The sequence below is a fragment of the Paraburkholderia phosphatilytica genome, assembly GCF_003443895.1.
In the GTDB taxonomy this organism is placed as follows: domain Bacteria; phylum Pseudomonadota; class Gammaproteobacteria; order Burkholderiales; family Burkholderiaceae; genus Paraburkholderia; species Paraburkholderia phosphatilytica.
Genome location: NZ_QQOA01000013.1, coordinates 106,357 through 121,367 on the forward strand (window position 1 = coordinate 106,357; position 15,011 = coordinate 121,367).

10 protein-coding genes are annotated in these 15,011 nt (G+C 67.2%); 4 read left to right on the top strand and 6 right to left on the bottom strand.

The features are described 5' to 3' along the window. Positions 1–62 precede the first annotated feature (62 nt). Positions 63–1,253, top strand: coding sequence for an O-succinylhomoserine sulfhydrylase (locus DVS29_RS16360; RefSeq protein ID WP_118181511.1), 1,191 nt, complete (start codon positions 63–65; stop codon positions 1,251–1,253). Between the two features lie 54 nt (positions 1,254–1,307). Here the strand turns inward: DVS29_RS16360 and DVS29_RS16365 are convergent, their stop codons facing one another. Both DVS29_RS16365 and DVS29_RS16370 read right to left on the bottom strand, forming a co-directional pair. After that, the gene (locus DVS29_RS16365; protein WP_118181512.1) at positions 1,308–2,138 is read right to left on the bottom strand and encodes a helix-turn-helix domain-containing protein; all 831 of its coding nucleotides are present in this window, start codon (positions 2,136–2,138) and stop codon (positions 1,308–1,310) included. Positions 2,139–2,216: 78 nt separating this feature from the next. Further along, positions 2,217–2,558 carry an FKBP-type peptidyl-prolyl cis-trans isomerase gene (locus DVS29_RS16370; RefSeq protein ID WP_118181513.1) on the bottom strand — a complete coding sequence of 114 codons (342 nt, stop codon included), beginning with the start codon at positions 2,556–2,558 and terminating at the stop codon, positions 2,217–2,219. A 339-nt stretch (positions 2,559–2,897) separates the two neighbouring features. Here DVS29_RS16370 and DVS29_RS16375 point away from each other — a divergent pair, with 339 nt between their 5' ends. From DVS29_RS16375 to DVS29_RS16385, 3 genes are read left to right on the top strand one after another with little or no spacing between them, the layout of a single operon-like run. After that, entirely contained in the window at positions 2,898–3,686 is a 789-nt protein-coding gene (locus DVS29_RS16375; protein WP_420816117.1) for a sensor histidine kinase, read from the top strand. Positions 3,687–3,745: 59 nt separating this feature from the next. Then, positions 3,746–5,089: a hemolysin family protein gene (locus DVS29_RS16380; protein ID WP_118181515.1), complete on the top strand. Its 1,344-nt coding sequence runs from the start codon at positions 3,746–3,748 to the stop codon at positions 5,087–5,089. A 39-nt stretch (positions 5,090–5,128) separates the two neighbouring features. Then, entirely contained in the window at positions 5,129–5,728 is a 600-nt protein-coding gene (locus DVS29_RS16385) for an NUDIX domain-containing protein (RefSeq protein ID WP_118181516.1), read from the top strand. Positions 5,729–5,744: 16 nt separating this feature from the next. Here DVS29_RS16385 and treY read toward each other — a convergent pair whose 3' ends face one another. The 4 genes from treY to glgX form a co-directional block, all read right to left on the bottom strand. Then, entirely contained in the window at positions 5,745–8,594 is a 2,850-nt protein-coding gene (gene treY / locus DVS29_RS16390; RefSeq protein ID WP_118181517.1) for a malto-oligosyltrehalose synthase, read from the bottom strand. Further along, positions 8,591–10,783, bottom strand: a complete 2,193-nt coding sequence (gene malQ / locus DVS29_RS16395; RefSeq protein WP_118181518.1) for a 4-alpha-glucanotransferase — start codon at positions 10,781–10,783, stop codon at positions 8,591–8,593. The genes treY and malQ overlap by 4 nt, the downstream gene beginning before the upstream one ends. Further along, on the bottom strand, positions 10,780–12,684 hold the full coding sequence (treZ, locus tag DVS29_RS16400) for a malto-oligosyltrehalose trehalohydrolase (protein ID WP_118181519.1): 1,905 nt from the start codon (positions 12,682–12,684) through the stop codon (positions 10,780–10,782). Before treZ ends, malQ begins: the two co-directional genes overlap by 4 nt. A 78-nt stretch (positions 12,685–12,762) precedes the next feature. Further along, on the bottom strand, positions 12,763–15,006 hold the full coding sequence (gene glgX / locus DVS29_RS16405) for a glycogen debranching protein GlgX (RefSeq protein WP_118181520.1): 2,244 nt from the start codon (positions 15,004–15,006) through the stop codon (positions 12,763–12,765). Positions 15,007–15,011: the final 5 nt, after the last annotated feature.

Genomic DNA, 15,011 nt, shown 5'->3' on the forward strand with positions numbered 1-15,011 from the left:
GCGGACGGATGAACGACACGTCCGCTATCGAGCGAGCCGAGCCGGAAGGACACAGAACGAACATGGACGACCAATTCAACTTCGACACCCTCGCGGTCCGTTCGGGCACGCTGCGCAGCGAGTTCGGCGAGCATTCCGAAGCGCTGTACCTGACCTCGAGCTTCGTGTTCGCGAGCGCCGCGGACGCCGCCGAGCGCTTCAAGAAGTCCGAGGACTACTACACGTACTCGCGCTTCACGAACCCCACCGTCACGATGTTCCAGGATCGTCTGGCGGCGCTCGAAGGCGGCGAAGCGTGCATGGCCACCGCGTCGGGCATGAGCGCGATCCTGTCGGTGGTGATGGCCGCGTTGCAGGCGGGCGATCACCTGGTCAGCTCGCAGAGCCTGTTTGGCTCAACGCTCGGCATGTTCTCGCAGATCTTCTCGAAGTTCGGCATCACGACGACCTTCGTCGATCCGACCGACCTCGACGCGTGGAAGAACGCGGTGCGTCCGGAAACGAAGATGTTCTTCCTCGAAACGCCGTCGAACCCGCTCACCGAGATCGCCGACATCGAAGCGATCTCGAAGATCGCGAAGGCGGCGAATGCGATCTTCGTGGTCGACAACTGTTTCTGCAGCCCGGCGCTGCAGCAGCCGCTGAAGCTGGGCGCCGACGTCGTGATGCATTCGGCCACCAAGTTTCTCGACGGTCAGGGCCGCGTGCTCGGCGGTGCGCTGGTGGGCTCGAAGCAGTTCATCATGGAGAAGGTGTTCCCGTTCGTGCGCAGCGCGGGGCCGACGCTGTCCGCGTTCAACGCGTGGGTGCTGTTGAAGGGCATGGAAACGCTGTCGCTGCGCGTCGACAAACAGTCGTCGAACGCGCTCGACATCGCGCGCTGGCTCGAACAGCATCCGGCCGTGAACCGCGTGTTCTACCCGGGCCTCGAATCGCATCCGCAGTACGAGATCGCGAAGCGTCAGCAGAAGTCGGGCGGTGCGATCGTGTCGTTCGAGCTGAAGGGCGACACGCCCGAAGCGATGCGCGCGAACGCATGGCGCGTGATCGACAGCACGAAGATCTGCTCGATCACCGGCAATCTCGGCGACACGCGTACGACCATCACGCATCCCGCCACCACGACGCACGCCCGCATCACGCCGGAAGCGCGCGCGGCGGCCGGCATCAGCGAAGGGCTGATCCGGCTGGCAGTGGGCCTGGAAAACGCGGGCGACATCCGCGCGGATCTCGCGCGCGGTCTCGGCGCTTGATCAGCTCGATGAGCGAATCGGGAAACCGATAGAAGTGAAAGACGGCGTCTGCGCTCAGTGTTTGCGCAGGCGCCACTTCCCGGGCGCCACGCCGAAGCGCCGCGTGAACGCGTGCGTGAACGCGCTCTGATCGGCGAAACCGACGTCGAGCGCGATGTCGGTGAGCGAGCGGCGCTCGTCGGCGAACAGCATCACGGCGGTGTCGAGCCGCAGGCGTTGCAGATAGCGGTTCGGCGTCTCGCCGAATGCCTCGCAGAAAAGTTCGTGGAAACGCCGCATGCCGAAGCCGCAATGCGCGGCGAGATCGGCCACGCGCAGCGGTTCCGCGAGGTGCGCGCGTAACCAGCGGTCTATACGGGGGAAGTCGAGCTTCACGGCTTGCATGTCGCCGCTCTCGATGCGCACGTCGCCGCAACCCTCCACCAGCGCCGCGCAGAGCTGCGTCGCCGCGAACCAGTCGAAGCGATGCGCGGCCACGTCCAGCGTGTGCTGCGTCTTGGCGGAACCTGCAAGCGCGACCGATGCCGCGTCCGCCACACGCGCGTGCGTGGCAAGCGAAAACACCAGCTGCGTCAAGCGCGCATCGAGATCGACCGGCCGCGCGCGATCGAACAGGCGCCGCGGTACCGCGAGCGACGTGCCCGGCAGATCGAGCACCAGCTGGCGGTTCTCGCCGATGCCCGCGTAATCGTGCCGCGAGCCGGCCGGCACGAGCCACGCGGAAGCACGATCGATCCGCTGTCCGAGCCCATTCACCGACATCACCATCTCCCCATCCAGCCCGAGCACGACCTGATGGAAGTCGTGCACGTCCCACGCTTCGACGTCCGAAAAGTGACGTAGCGTGACAGTGGGTGCGGTGACGGTGGCGTGATGATGGTCCATGGTGCAACAGCAGCGAGCGAGCCGCGCGATGTGCAAATCAAAATCAAAAACTCGCGCGGCAGGCGCCCGCAAAAAACATCAGACTTCGAGCAGTTCCACTTCGAACACGAGCGTCGCATTAGGCGGAATCACGCCGCCCGCGCCACGCACGCCGTAGCCCAGTTGCGGCGGAATCGTCAGCTTGCGCACGCCGCCCACCTTCATGCCTTGCACGCCTTCGTCCCAGCCCTTGATGACCATGCCGCCGCCGAGCACGAACGCGAACGGGTCGTTGCGATCCTTGCTGGAGTCGAATTTCTGGCCGTCGGTGAGCCAGCCGGTGTAGTGCACCGTGACGGTCTGGCCGGCTTTCGCTTCGGCGCCCGAGCCTTCGGTGAGATCTTCGTATTTGAGGCCGGATTCGGTCGTGACGGTCGCCATGAAATGCTCCTTGTTGACGGTGGTTCGAAACCGCCATTGTAGGCGTGTTTGCCGACCCGCCGATGTCGGCGGCCCGATGGATCTGAGCTGGACCGCGTCGTGCGACGAGTCGTCGAGAGGAGAGGCCGATGCGTATGCAGCCATATCAGGCACACGGATTGCATCACGGTTCGGCTTTGCCCGCGAGCGCCCCGCGTGACGCCACAACGATAGCGTGCCGCACAGCGGCGCGTGCCTATAATGAAGAATCTGCTACATCAATCACGTCGTGCTACACCGTGCCGCGCTCGCGACGAGTCCGAGCATGCCTGACGAACAAGGGTTCACACAGTGACGACCATTCCCTCCGATTCCGTGCCGCACGCCGCGGACAGTCTCGTGCCCGCCATCTCTCCCCGCACTGCATGGCTGTGTGCCGAGACCGCGCTCTTCATGCGCGACTACGTGCTGTCGCTCGCATCGCACGATCTGCGCAGCCCGCTCAACGCCATCCATAGCTGGGCCTATGTGCTCGAGCGCAAGATCGACGCAGGCGATGCAACCGGTCAGCGCGCGCTGGCCGGCATCCGCACCGGCATCGACCAGCAGGTGAAGATGCTGGAGAGCGTCGTCGACCGGACGCGCGCCGCCACGCGCGCGCTCGCGGTCAGCGTGGCGCCGTTTGCGCCGCGCGCGTTGATCGACGAAACCGTGGCCGAAGCGAAGGAGCCGCTGGCCTCGTTGCGCAACGTCGCGCTGGCGGTCGAATCGTCGCTGGCCGGCGAGACCGTTAACGGCGACCGCACGCGTCTCGGCCAGGCGCTCTGGCTGATGCTGACGTTCGCGATCGAAGCGAGCGCGAGCGGCGCGTCGGTCACGCTCGCGAGCGCGTTCGACGCTTCGATGTGGCGCTCCACGGTGACCTTCACCGTACAAGCCGCAACGCCCGACGATGCGTCCCAGCCGCATCTGCTCGAACCGTTCGCCCGCGCGCAGGCACGCGAGCCGCGCGAGGGCGGCCGGGTGGCCTGGGTGCTGGCGCTCTGCAAGCGCGTCGCGGAAGCGCACAACGGCACGTTCGAGCAGACCGACATCAAGGACGACCAACCCGCTACGCTCACGCTCAGCGTGCCGCTCGCCGGCGGCTGACGCTGTCCCCCTCACCGCGCACCCTATACTGACGACTTTCCTCTCCGGAGTTTGCCGTCTTGATTCAGGTCGTCGCCCTCATCGGTGCGTTGCTGCTGGTTGCGCTCAACGGTTTTTTCGTCGCGGCCGAATTCGGCCTGGTCAAGCTGCGGCAGACGCGCGTGCAGGCGCTCGCCACCGAACACGGCGTGCGCGGCAAGCTGCTCGCGAAGGTGCACCGCAGGCTCGACGCGTATCTGTCGGCGTGTCAGCTCGGCATCACGCTCGCGTCGCTGGGTCTCGGCTGGATCGGCGAGCCGGCGTTCTCCGATGTGCTGATGCCGCTGTTTCGCCTGTTCGGCATCGCGTCGCCGGACCTGATTCACGGCATCTCGCTGTTCTTCGCGTTTTTGTGCATTTCGTTTCTGCACATCGTGGTGGGCGAACTCGCGCCGAAGTCGCTTGCAATCCGCCAGTCGGAGCGCATCGGCCTGTGGGTCGCGCTGCCGCTGTACGCGTTCTACTGGGCGATGTACCCCGCCATCTGGCTGCTGAACACGAGCGCGAACACCGTGCTGCGCATTGCGGGCCTCGCATCCGGGCACGGCAGCGACGCGCACTATTCCACCGACGAACTGAAGCTGATCCTGCGCAGCCGCCGCGTCGGCAATGTCGCGGCCACGGAAAGCACGCTCGCCGGCTACAGCCAGGACGAGTGGAACACGATCGCGCACTCGCTCGATTTTTCGCGCCTGACGGTGTCGGACCTGATGCGGCCCGCGCACGAAATGGTCGCGCTGCGCCGTGATCTGCCGCTGCGCGACAACATGCAGGTCGTTGCGCGGCATCGCTTCAGCCGCTATCCGCTGTTCGAGGATGCGAGCGGCGAACGCGTGGCCGGCATGATTCACCTGAAGGATCTGCTGCTCGCGCGCCAGGCGGGCAGCACGCTCGAAGATCTCGCGGACTACGTGCGCGCCGTGCAGTACGTGAAGCCGGATATGCCTGCGCTCGAACTGTTTCGCCGCTTTCGCAAGGGCGCGCCGCATCTCGCGCTGGTGGGCGAGAAGCATGCGAAGCCGATCGGCTTTCTCACGCTCGACAACCTGCTGGGCGCGCTCGTCGGGCAGATCCACGACGAATTTCGCCAGGGCGACGCCGACTGGACCCGCATGGACGACGGCACGCTGATGGGCAAGGGCAGTCTGCCGGTGGTGTCGCTCGAACGCGCGCTCGGCATCGACATCGACGAAGGCCGCGCGGAATCGGTCGGCGGCCTGGTGATCCAGGCGCTGAACGATCTGCCCACCGAAGGGCAACGCATCACGTTCGACCGCTTCGACGTGGTCGTGAAGAAGATGAAGGGCCCGCGCATCGTGCTGGTGCGCGTGTATCCGAAAGATCTCGAAGACGAGGGCGGTTGAACGTCGACCACCGAAAAACGCAAGGGAGGAGAAGCGCAAATGACCACCACGAACGATCGCGTCCGCATGATCCACACCGCGGTGCTGTCCGACGACTGGTACGTGCTGCGCAAGGTCACGTTCGACTTCCTGCGCCGCGACGGCAGCTGGCAGCGGCAGAATCGCGAAACCTACGACCGCGGCAACGGCGCGACGATCCTGCTGCACGACCCGCGCACCGGCAACGTCGTGCTGACGCGCCAGTTCCGCATGCCGGCCTATGTGAACGGTCATCACGGCATGCTCATCGAAACGCCGGGCGGCCTGCTCGATAACGCGACGCCCGAGGAGCGCATCCGCGCGGAGGTCGAGGAAGAAACCGGCTACCGCGTGAGCCACGTCCGCAAGATCTTCGAGGCATTCATGAGCCCCGGTTCGGTCACGGAGAAGCTCTACTTCTACGTCGGCGAATACGATGCGTCGATGCGCGTCAGCGACGGCGGCGGACTGCATGACGAAGGCGAAGACCTCGAAGTGGTCGAGATTCCGCTCGCCACCGCGCTCGAATGGATCGAGCGCGGCGAGATCATGGATGGCAAGACGATCATGCTGCTGCAATACGCGGCACTGCGCCAGCAAAGCGGCAAGCGCATCGCGTAACGCACCTGCCGCACGCTCAGCGCGGCACGCCGTCTTCCACCAGCATCGCAACCGGCATCGCGGCGAGCACGTCGCGCAGATACAGCAGCCGGTCGTCGCCGACCTTCGGCGCCGCCGGGCTGAACCAGTCGAACAGCGCGCGCGAGGCCAGAATCTCCGGTACTTCGACGGCCGTGTCGTCCCACGCGTCGGTGGGTACGAGCGGCATCTCGCCGCCCGCATCGAGCAACGGCAACGACAGACGCGTCGCAATGATCACCGCGTACGCACTGCCATGACGCCGCGCGAACGCGATCGCGCGCGACGCGTGCGCGCCGCGCAGCTTCAGCGGCAGGTATTCGCCGATGCCGAGCACGTTCGGCAGATGAGTGCGCAGAGACAGCGCGCGCTGCACGACCGCGAGCTTCACGCGGCCATCGCGCCAGTCCGCGATGAACTCCGACGGCGGCTGATCGACGAGCCACGTCGCGCGCTGCTCGAAATCGACGGGCCGCCGGTTGTCCGGATCGACGAGACTGAAGTCCCATAGTTCGGTGCCCTGATAAAGATCGGGCACACCCGGCGACGTGAGGCGCAGCACCGTCTGCTGCAGGCTGTTGATCGCGCCGGCGCGTGCGATCCGCTGCACGAACGCATGCAGCTCGCCGAGGAAACCTTCCTTGCGGCGCGGCGCGACGATGTCGAACAGGAACTCGCGACAAGCGTTCTCGTAGTCTTCATCCGGCGCGAGCCAGCTGGTGCGCAGCTTCGCTTCGCGCACCGCTTTCAGCTGCCATTGCGCGACGCGCTCGGCGAGCGCCGCGACGCCGGCTTCGTCGTCGGGTTGCAGGTCCGGCGGCCAGCAGCCGATCAGCGTCTGATACAGCATCGACTCCATCGCGGGCCCCGGCGCCCACGTCTCGTTGCTCGACGAATACAGCGACGACGAAGGCCGCCGCAGCGGCGTGTTCAGCGTCGACCACGCGCGCTGCGTCGTGCTCCACTCGTCCGGCATCTCGCTCAGCACCGCGAGCCGCGCGCGCACGTCTTCGCCGCGCTTGTGGTCGTGCGTCGCGGTGGCGAGCAGCGCGTGCGGAAAGCGCCGCGCGCGTTCCGAATTCGCGCGATGGAATGCGTCCACCGACATCGCGAACTCGCCGGGGTCTGCGCCCACCTCGTTGCGCGACAGCAGCCGGCCATAGCGGTAGCAGGCCGTATCTTCGACCGCTTTCGCCGCGACCGGCGCGGTGAGCTGCGAGAACAGCGTCAGCGCCGCGCGGCGCGACGAGCCCGCGTGCTGCTGCGGGTTGCCGGCATTCGCGTTCGCGCTGGATCCCGACCCGCCGCCAGCACCACCATTCGCGTCGTCCGAAGCCACGCCGCCGAGCCATTCGTTCACACGCTCGAGCACTTCGTGATCGACGCGGTACAGGTTGCGGCGCGCGTTGTCGGCGGCGGGCTCGAAGTAGTGGTTGTCGATCTCGCTGCGCGCGCCGTTCTGCGGATAGATCCGGTACACGGTGAAATGCGTGCCGAGTTCGATCAGCACGCGCTTGATCGCGGCGAACGTGTAGTCGCGCGTGTTTTGCGCATCGCGGGCGATCCGGTGCAGCGCGCGCGCCGAGCGGTCCAGTTCGGCCGAAAGGCTCGATGCCAGAATGCGGCGTCGCGCGATCAGCGCTTCGTCGGCGAAGTTCGCGCTGCGGCCGCTCAGCTCGGCCCACGCAGAAGCGAGCGGCGCGGCGCCGTGCGGATCGTGCAGCAGCGCGCCGACGTCGTTCATGAAGTCGTAGCCCGTCGTGCCGTTCACGGGCCAGTCGTCGCGCAGCGGCTCGCCGCGCGCGAGAATCTTTTCGACGACGATGTACGGCTCGCCTTCGCGCAGTTCGCGCAGCCGCTGCCGCAGCCGCTGGCAATACTCGCGCGGTTCCGCCAGGCCATCGACATGATCGACCCGCAGGCCGTCGATCACGCCTTCGGCATAGAGGCGAAACACCAGTGCATGCGCCGCTTCGAACACCTCGGGCCGCTCGACCCGCACGCCGGCAAGCGACGTGATGTCGAAGAAGCGCCGCCAGTTCACTTCGTCCGATGCCGTGCGCCACCACGCGAGGCGGAAGTGCTGCCGTTCGAGCAGCCGGTGCAGCCGGTCGCGCGTCACCGGTTCGTTCGGCGAATACGCTTCCAGCACGAATTCGATCGCGGACGCGCCTTGCTGCGCGACGAAGTCCCGCAGCTTCGTTTTCGCTTCGGCGGCGCGCGCGTGGTCGGCAGGCTGCGTCGTCAGCTCGCGGAAATGCGCGGCGAGCGCGCTCAGGTCGGCGCGATCCGCGGACATCAGGACTGCGTGATAGTCGGTCGGACAGATCGGGCACACGTGCTCGCCGTACTCGATCTGGAAGCGCCCGAGCGCGGCGTCGAACTTCAGGCCGATGCCGCCCGCTTCGAGCTCGTTGCCATACGGGCCGCCCAGCACCGGCACCAGCACCTTGCCGCGCATCGCCGGGTCGGGCGAATGCCAGTCCACGTCGAAATGCCGCGCATACGCGCTGTGACGCCCCCATTCGAGGATGTCGAGCCACCACGCGTTGTGCGCGCCGCCGACGCCCATGTGATTCGGCACGATGTCGACGACGAGACCCATGCCGAGCGCGTGCAGCTTGTCGGTGAGGCGCCGCAGTCCGGCTTCGCCGCCGCACTCGGCGCTGACCTGGCTGTAGTCGACCGTGTCGTAGCCGTGCAGCGAGCCGGGTTGCGCGGTCGTGACCGGCGATGCGTACAGGTGGCTGATGCCGAGCCGCGCGAAGTAGTCGGCGTGCCTGAGCGCGTCGTCGTAAGTGAAGCCCTTGTGGAACTGGAGCCGGAGCGTGGAGCGCGGGACATTCATGGCGTGTCGGGATGTGAGGAGGCCTCGCGCCAGGCCGGATGCGACGCGAGGCGCGCCTTGTCGACGGCCTGCAGGCGGCCGCGGAAGGCGTCGTCGGTGAACAGCGCGTCGACGGTGAGCGGCAGCCGGCGCCGCCAGTTCGGATGTTCGTCGATCGAGCCGGGCAGATTGGGCTGCTCGTCGAGCGCGAGCAGGTCTTCGAGCGGATAGGTGACGAGCGGCTCCGGCGTGGCCGCCACGTAGGCGAGCGCTTCGCGCACCGGCGGTTCGCTGGCCGCGGGCGGCGGCGCGTCGTGCGGCGCGATGCCCGCGTGCTGGAACGCCGACCACAGCGCGCGACGGTCCTCCGCGCGCTCCGCATGCGCGAGCGCGACCGGATCGCGGCCGTCGGCACGCGCCGAGGTCTGGCCGATGCGGTTGCGCCATTCGATGTCTTCGCCGCTCCACCAGCCGGCGATGGTCGGCAGATCGTGCGTCGTCGTCGTGCCGACCGCGTTCGGGTCCCAGCGCGACGGCGGCAGGAAGCCGCGCCCATGCGCGCCCCATTCCTGCTCGAACCACAGCACGCGGATGCCCGCGAGTCCGTGATCGGTCAGCTTCTCGCGAAAGCCATGCGGCACGGTGCCGAGGTCTTCGCCGATCACCACCGCCTTGTGCCGCCACGATTCGAGCGCGATCAGCCGCAGCTGGTCTTCGAGCGGATAGCGCAGATACGCGCCGTGTTTCGCGGGCTCGCCTTCGGGCACGAGCCACAGGCGGCGCAGCCCGAGAATGTGATCGATGCGGATGCCGCCTGCGTGCGCGAACGCGGCGCGCAGCATGTCGATGAACGCGACGAAGCCTTGCGTGCGCATCGCGCGCGGCGAGAACGTGGTGAGCCCCCACGACTGGCCCGCCTGGTTGAAGATGTCCGGCGGCGCGCCGACCGACACGCCTTGCAGCATGTCGTCCGGCCACGACCACGCGTGACTGCCCGCGCTGTCGCATCCCACCGCGAGATCGGCGATCAGGCCGATCGCCATGCCGGCGTCGCGCGCGGCGTGCTGCGCGTGCGCGAGCCCCTTCGCGGCGAGCCATTGCAGGAACAGATGGAAGTCCACCTCGTGCCGGTGCGTGGCGGCGAACGCATCGACTTCGGCGCCACGCGGATTGCGAAGCGCTTCGGGCCAGCGCCGCCAGTAGCCTTCGCCGGTCTGCGCGAGCTGCACCGCGTGCAGCGCTTCGAAGCGCGCGTGATCTTCGAGCGAACGGTTGCCGCGTGTGCAGAACGCATCGAAATCGCGCGCGAGCGGCGACTGCGACGGACGATCATGCGCGCAGAAGCGTTCGAACAGTTCGCGCAGCACCGCGAGCTTCAGCGGCACCGCTTGCGGGTAGTCGATCAGCGGCAGCGCTTCAAGGCGCTGCCACGCATCGTGCGCCTGCGCGTCATGAAGCGCGGCCTGCGCGACTTCGCTGCCGAACACTGCGGCCGGATCGATATGCGTGACGTTCAGCCATAAGCGCGACGACGGCCCGTACGGACTGAAGCGCTGCGGCTGCGCGCTGAACATCGCGTGCGTCGGGCTCACGGCCACCGCATGCGCGCCGCGCTTCGCGCTCTCGATCGCGAGCTCTGCAAGCGCGCTGTAGTCGCCAATGCCGCCATCACCGCGTCGGCGCAAACCGTACAGCTGCGCGGCGACGCCCCACATCGGCCGGGTGGTGCCGCCATGCATCGACTGCCACGCGTCCGCTGCCGTATGGCAGCGCGACGGCGCGACCGCGAGCGTCACGCTTTGATCGTTGATCGTGAGCGTGTGATAACCGGGCTCGCCGATCGGCGCGAGCAGCGCGGTCTCGCCCTTCGGCGCGGTGAAACGTCCGTCGATGATCTCGCCGTTTTCGAGTTCGATCCGATACCGGCTGCCCGACTTCACGGTGGTCGGCGGCAGCGCGATGCCGCGCTCGCATTCCGCGGTCATCAGCGGCGGCAGCTTGCGGCCCGACAGTTCGGCGTCGAGCGCGGCCGCGCTCTGGCGGATCTGCGCGGCGGTGCTGCACGGCAGACCGATGCGGTCGAGCAGCACCGCGAGCGTCTCGTCCGGCACGCGCTGCGTCGTGCCGTGCGCGTCCTGCCATTCGACTTCGAAGCCCGCGCGGGCCGCGAGGTGTTCGAGCGGTTCGCCGGATTTTCTGGTGGAGTTCACGCGAGCGGCTCCCGTTGAACGATCACGCGCGTGTCGTGATGCGCGGCGTAGTCATGGATGTCGCCTGTCAGCCAGGCGACGCACGACCGTGCCGGCAGCCGTCGCTCGCCGTCGATGCGATCGCGCGCGCGCGGCGGCGTCTCGAAAATCAGCTTGCCGTCCGGTGTGCTCGCGAACGGCACGTCGTCCTCGCCGAGGTTCAGCGCGATCGCGAGCGTCTCGCCGTCGCCCAGCCGCCAGCGCGCGAGTACGGCTTTCGACGCGTTTCCGGTGGCGTCTTCGATCACCTCGGCGCCGAGCGCTTTCGTGTGCTGCAGACGCGGGCCGATCAGCTTCGAGCGCACCGCGAGCGCGGCCTGATAGAAGTGGAACCACTCCACGCGCTCCGCCGTTTTCGCCGCGCCGTTGCGAGGCGGCATCGACGCGGCGAACGTCTGCGGATGGCTCGGGTCGGGAATGGTCGCGCGCTGGTTTGCGTCGGCGAACGCGGAGAACTTCGCGAACTCGCGGCGGCGTCCTTCGCGCACCGCTTTGGCGAGATCGCCCTCGTAGTCGGTGAAGAACATGAACGGCCGGTCGGAGCCGTATTCCTCGTCCATGAAGAGCAGCGGCACCTGCGGCGACAGCAGCAACAGCGCGGTGGCCGCGCGCAGCGCGTCGGCGTCGCAGAGCGTGCGCAGCCGTTCGCCGAATGCGCGGTTGCCGACCTGATCGTGGTTCTGCAGGAACATCACGAACGAAGCCGGCGGCAAGTGATCGCTCGGTTCGCCGCGCGGGTTGCCGTCATGGATCGGCGACGCTTCGCCCTGATACGCGAAGCCTTCGCCGAGCACGCGCGCGAGATGCTGGATCGGCTGATGCTCATACGCGTGGTAGTAGCCTTCGTGCTCGCCGGTGAGCAGCACGTGCAGCGCGTTGTGCGCGTCATCGTTCCATTGCGCATCGAAATGTTCGTCGAGCAGGCTCGCGCTGTTGTGCTCGTTCTCCAGCACGAGATGCACGTGCCGGCCATGCTGCACTTTCGCGCGGATGTGATCGGCGAGCTCCTTCAGCCACTCGTGATTGCCGATTGCGTGCACGGCGTCGAAACGCAGGCCGTCGAAGCGGTACTCGTTGAGCCAGAACAGCGCGTTGTCGGTGAAGAAGTCGCGCACTTCCGGACGATCGAAATCGATCGCCATGCCCCACGGCGTATGCGCATCGCGAAAGAACGGCTTCGCGTAGGTCGGCAGGTAGTTGCCCTCGGGGCCGAAGTGGTTGTACACGACATCGAGCATCACGGAGAGGCCGAGCCCATGCGCGGTATCGATCAGCGCTTTCAACTCGTCGGGGCGGCCGTACGACGAATCGGGCGCATACGGTAGCACGCCGTCATAGCCCCAATTGTGCTTACCGGAAAAATCGCTCAGTGGCATCAGCTCAATCGTCGTGACGCCAAGCTCCGCGAGTGTTTTTAGATGCGTAACGACTCCGGCATAGCCGCCCATCGCGCCCACGTGCAGCTCGTACAGCACGGTTTCTTCCCACGGCCGGCCATGCCAGTGCGTGTGGGTCCATTCGAATGCGCGCGGATCCACGACCTCGCTCGGACCTTCGACGTCGTCCGGCTGGAAGCGCGACGCGGGGTCCGGCACTTCGAGCTTGTCGTCGATCCGGTAGCGGTACAGCGTGCCCGCGCCGCAGTCTGCGGTCGCTTCGAACCAGCCGTTGCCGGTGGACTCCATCGGGACGATGCCGCGATCGGCGCCGGTGCCGAGCATCACCGAGACGGCCGATGCCGACGGCGCCCACAGCCGGAAGCGCGTGCGCGACGCATGGCCGGCGCCGCGCAGCAGATGCGCGCCGAACGGCAGGCAGTGCGCGTAGTGATGCGTATGAGGATCAATCGGGCTTATCGACATGATTCATCTCCAGCCGACCAGCGAACCGGTCGTGCAAACCGTGTGTCGCTGACGGCATATGCGTAGCGGATCACGGCGTCATGCATGTGGCAGACCGCCTGCGGGCAGCGACATCGTGTTGCCGTTGTCGGGCGACAGGGTGCCCGGGTCCGGCGGCAACGCGGTCAGGAGGCGCTTGCCATGCTGTGCGCCGGCCATCCAGCCGGTCTGCCAGTCGGTGTCGCCGACCGGCTGCGTGGCCAGCACGACGAGACCATGGGCGCCGATGTCCAGCTCCGGCGTGGTCAACGGCTGCGGCGGCGCTTCCGGCGCGGCGCTATCCACCAGCATGTGCCATTCCAGGTGCGGCGCGGGCGGTGCAAAGCGCACCGTTTCCGCGGAGCCGTTCAGCATCAACAACAATACTTCCGTTTCGCCATTGAGTCCCGGACCCGCGCGCCGCAGCGTGAACGCGCGCTTCTGCGGGTCCTGCCACGCTTCGATCGTCAGCGGGTCGCCGTGCTCGTCGAACCAGCCGACGTCGTAAAGCCCCGGCAGCACTTCGCGGTCGCCGAACAGGAAGCGGGTCTCGCGCAGCAGCGGATGCGCCTTGCGCAGCGCGATCATCCGCGCGAAGAAATCGGTCATGCGGCGGCCGCGGTCCGTGTCTTCCAGCGCCCAGTCGATCCACGAGATCTCGTTGTCCTGGCAGTACGCGTTGTTGTTGCCCTGCTGCGTGCGGCCGAGTTCGTCGCCGGCGGTGAGCATCGGCGTGCCGAGCGAGACCAGCATCGTCGCGATCATCGAGCGCGCGACGCGGTGCCTTGTCTCCAGGATCGCCGGGTCGTCGGACGAACCTTCGATGCCCCAGTTCGCGCTGCAGTTCTCGTTGTGGCCGTCGTTGTTGCCTTCGTTGTTCGCCTCGTTGTGCTTGCCTGCGTACGCGGTCAGGTCCGCGAGCGTGAAGCCGTCGTGCGACGTGACGAAGTTGATCGACGCCCACGGCCGCCGCGAACGGCGGTTGAACAGGTCCGCGGAACCGGTGAGGCGCGCGGCGAGGTCGGGGCGCATGCCTTCGTCGCCGCGCCAGTAGCGGCGCACGCAGTCGCGAAAGCGGTCGTTCCATTCGGCGAAGCCGGGCGGATGATTGCCGAGCTGATAGCCGCCCGGGCCGATGTCCCACGGCTCCGAGATCAGCTTGCGTTGAGCCAGCACCGGGTCCTGACGCAGCGCGTCGAAAAAGCCCGAACCCGGATCGAAGCCGTTCGGCTCGCGCCCGAGCGTGACGCCGAGATCGAAACGGAAGCCGTCGATGTTGAACGACGTCGCCCAGTAGCGCAGCGAATCCATCACCATCTGCAGCACGCGCGGATGCGACAGGTTCAGCGTGTTGCCGCAGCCGGTGTCGTTGATGTGATGGCGCGCGTCGCCGGGGATCAGCCGGTAGTAGCTCGCGTTGTCGAGACCGCGCCACGATACGGTCGGTCCGAGCTCGTTGCCTTCGCAGGTGTGGTTGTACACGACGTCGAGCAGCACCTCGATGCCGGCCGCATGCAGCGCGCGCACCGCGATGCGCACCTCGTCGAGCTGATGCGTCATCAGATACGACGGCTCCGGCGCGAAGTACGCGGCGGTGTTGTAGCCCCAGTAGTTGCGCAGCCCGCGCTCCACCAGAAAGCGGTCGTTCAGGAAGGCGTGCACCGGCAGCAGTTCCACCGCGGTCACGCCGAGCCGCTGCAGATGCTCGATGAAGCGCGGCGACGCGAGCGCGGCGAAGGTGCCGCGCTCGTTGCCGCGCAGATCGTCGCGCTGCATCGTCGCGCCGCGCAGGTGCGTTTCGTAGACGATGGTCTCGCCCCACGGCACGTCGGGCCGCACGTCGTGCGACCAGTCCACAGCCTCGTCGACCACGACGCACTTCGGCATGGCCGGCGCCGAGTCGCGACGATCGATCGACAGGTCGAGCCGGTTCGAATGCACGCGGTGCGCGAAGAGCGCATCGGACCAGCGGAAATGGCCGACGAGCCGCTTCGCATACGGATCGATCAGCAGCTTGTGCGGATTGAAGCGGTGGCCGTGATGCGGCTGATACGGCCCGTGCGCGCGATAGCCGTACACGGTGCCCGGGTGCGCATTCGGCAGATAGCCGTGCCACACCTCGTCGGTGCATTCGGGCAGGTCGAGCCGCGTGAGTTCCTTGCGGCCGGTCGCGTCGAAGAGGCACAGCTCGATACGCTGCGCGTGTCCGGAAAACACGGCGAAGTTGATGCCGAGTCCATCCCAGCTCGCGCCGAGCGGATACGGCGAGCCCGGCTGCAGCCGGGCGGGCCATGCGTTGGACATAATCC

What these genes read in the sequence shown, in the direction of transcription:
- glgX (WP_118181520.1), bottom strand. Translation starts at nt 15,006, where the DNA reads ATGTCCAACGCATGGCCCGCCCGGCTGCAGCCGGGCTCGCCGTATCCG.
- treY (WP_118181517.1), bottom strand. Translation starts at nt 8,594, where the DNA reads ATGAATGTCCCGCGCTCCACGCTCCGGCTCCAGTTCCACAAGGGCTTC.
- DVS29_RS16370 (WP_118181513.1), bottom strand. Translation starts at nt 2,558, where the DNA reads ATGGCGACCGTCACGACCGAATCCGGCCTCAAATACGAAGATCTCACC.
- DVS29_RS16385 (WP_118181516.1), top strand. Translation starts at nt 5,129, where the DNA reads ATGACCACCACGAACGATCGCGTCCGCATGATCCACACCGCGGTGCTG.
- DVS29_RS16360 (WP_118181511.1), top strand. Translation starts at nt 63, where the DNA reads ATGGACGACCAATTCAACTTCGACACCCTCGCGGTCCGTTCGGGCACG.
- treZ (WP_118181519.1), bottom strand. Translation starts at nt 12,684, where the DNA reads ATGTCGATAAGCCCGATTGATCCTCATACGCATCACTACGCGCACTGC.
- DVS29_RS16365 (WP_118181512.1), bottom strand. Translation starts at nt 2,138, where the DNA reads ATGGACCATCATCACGCCACCGTCACCGCACCCACTGTCACGCTACGT.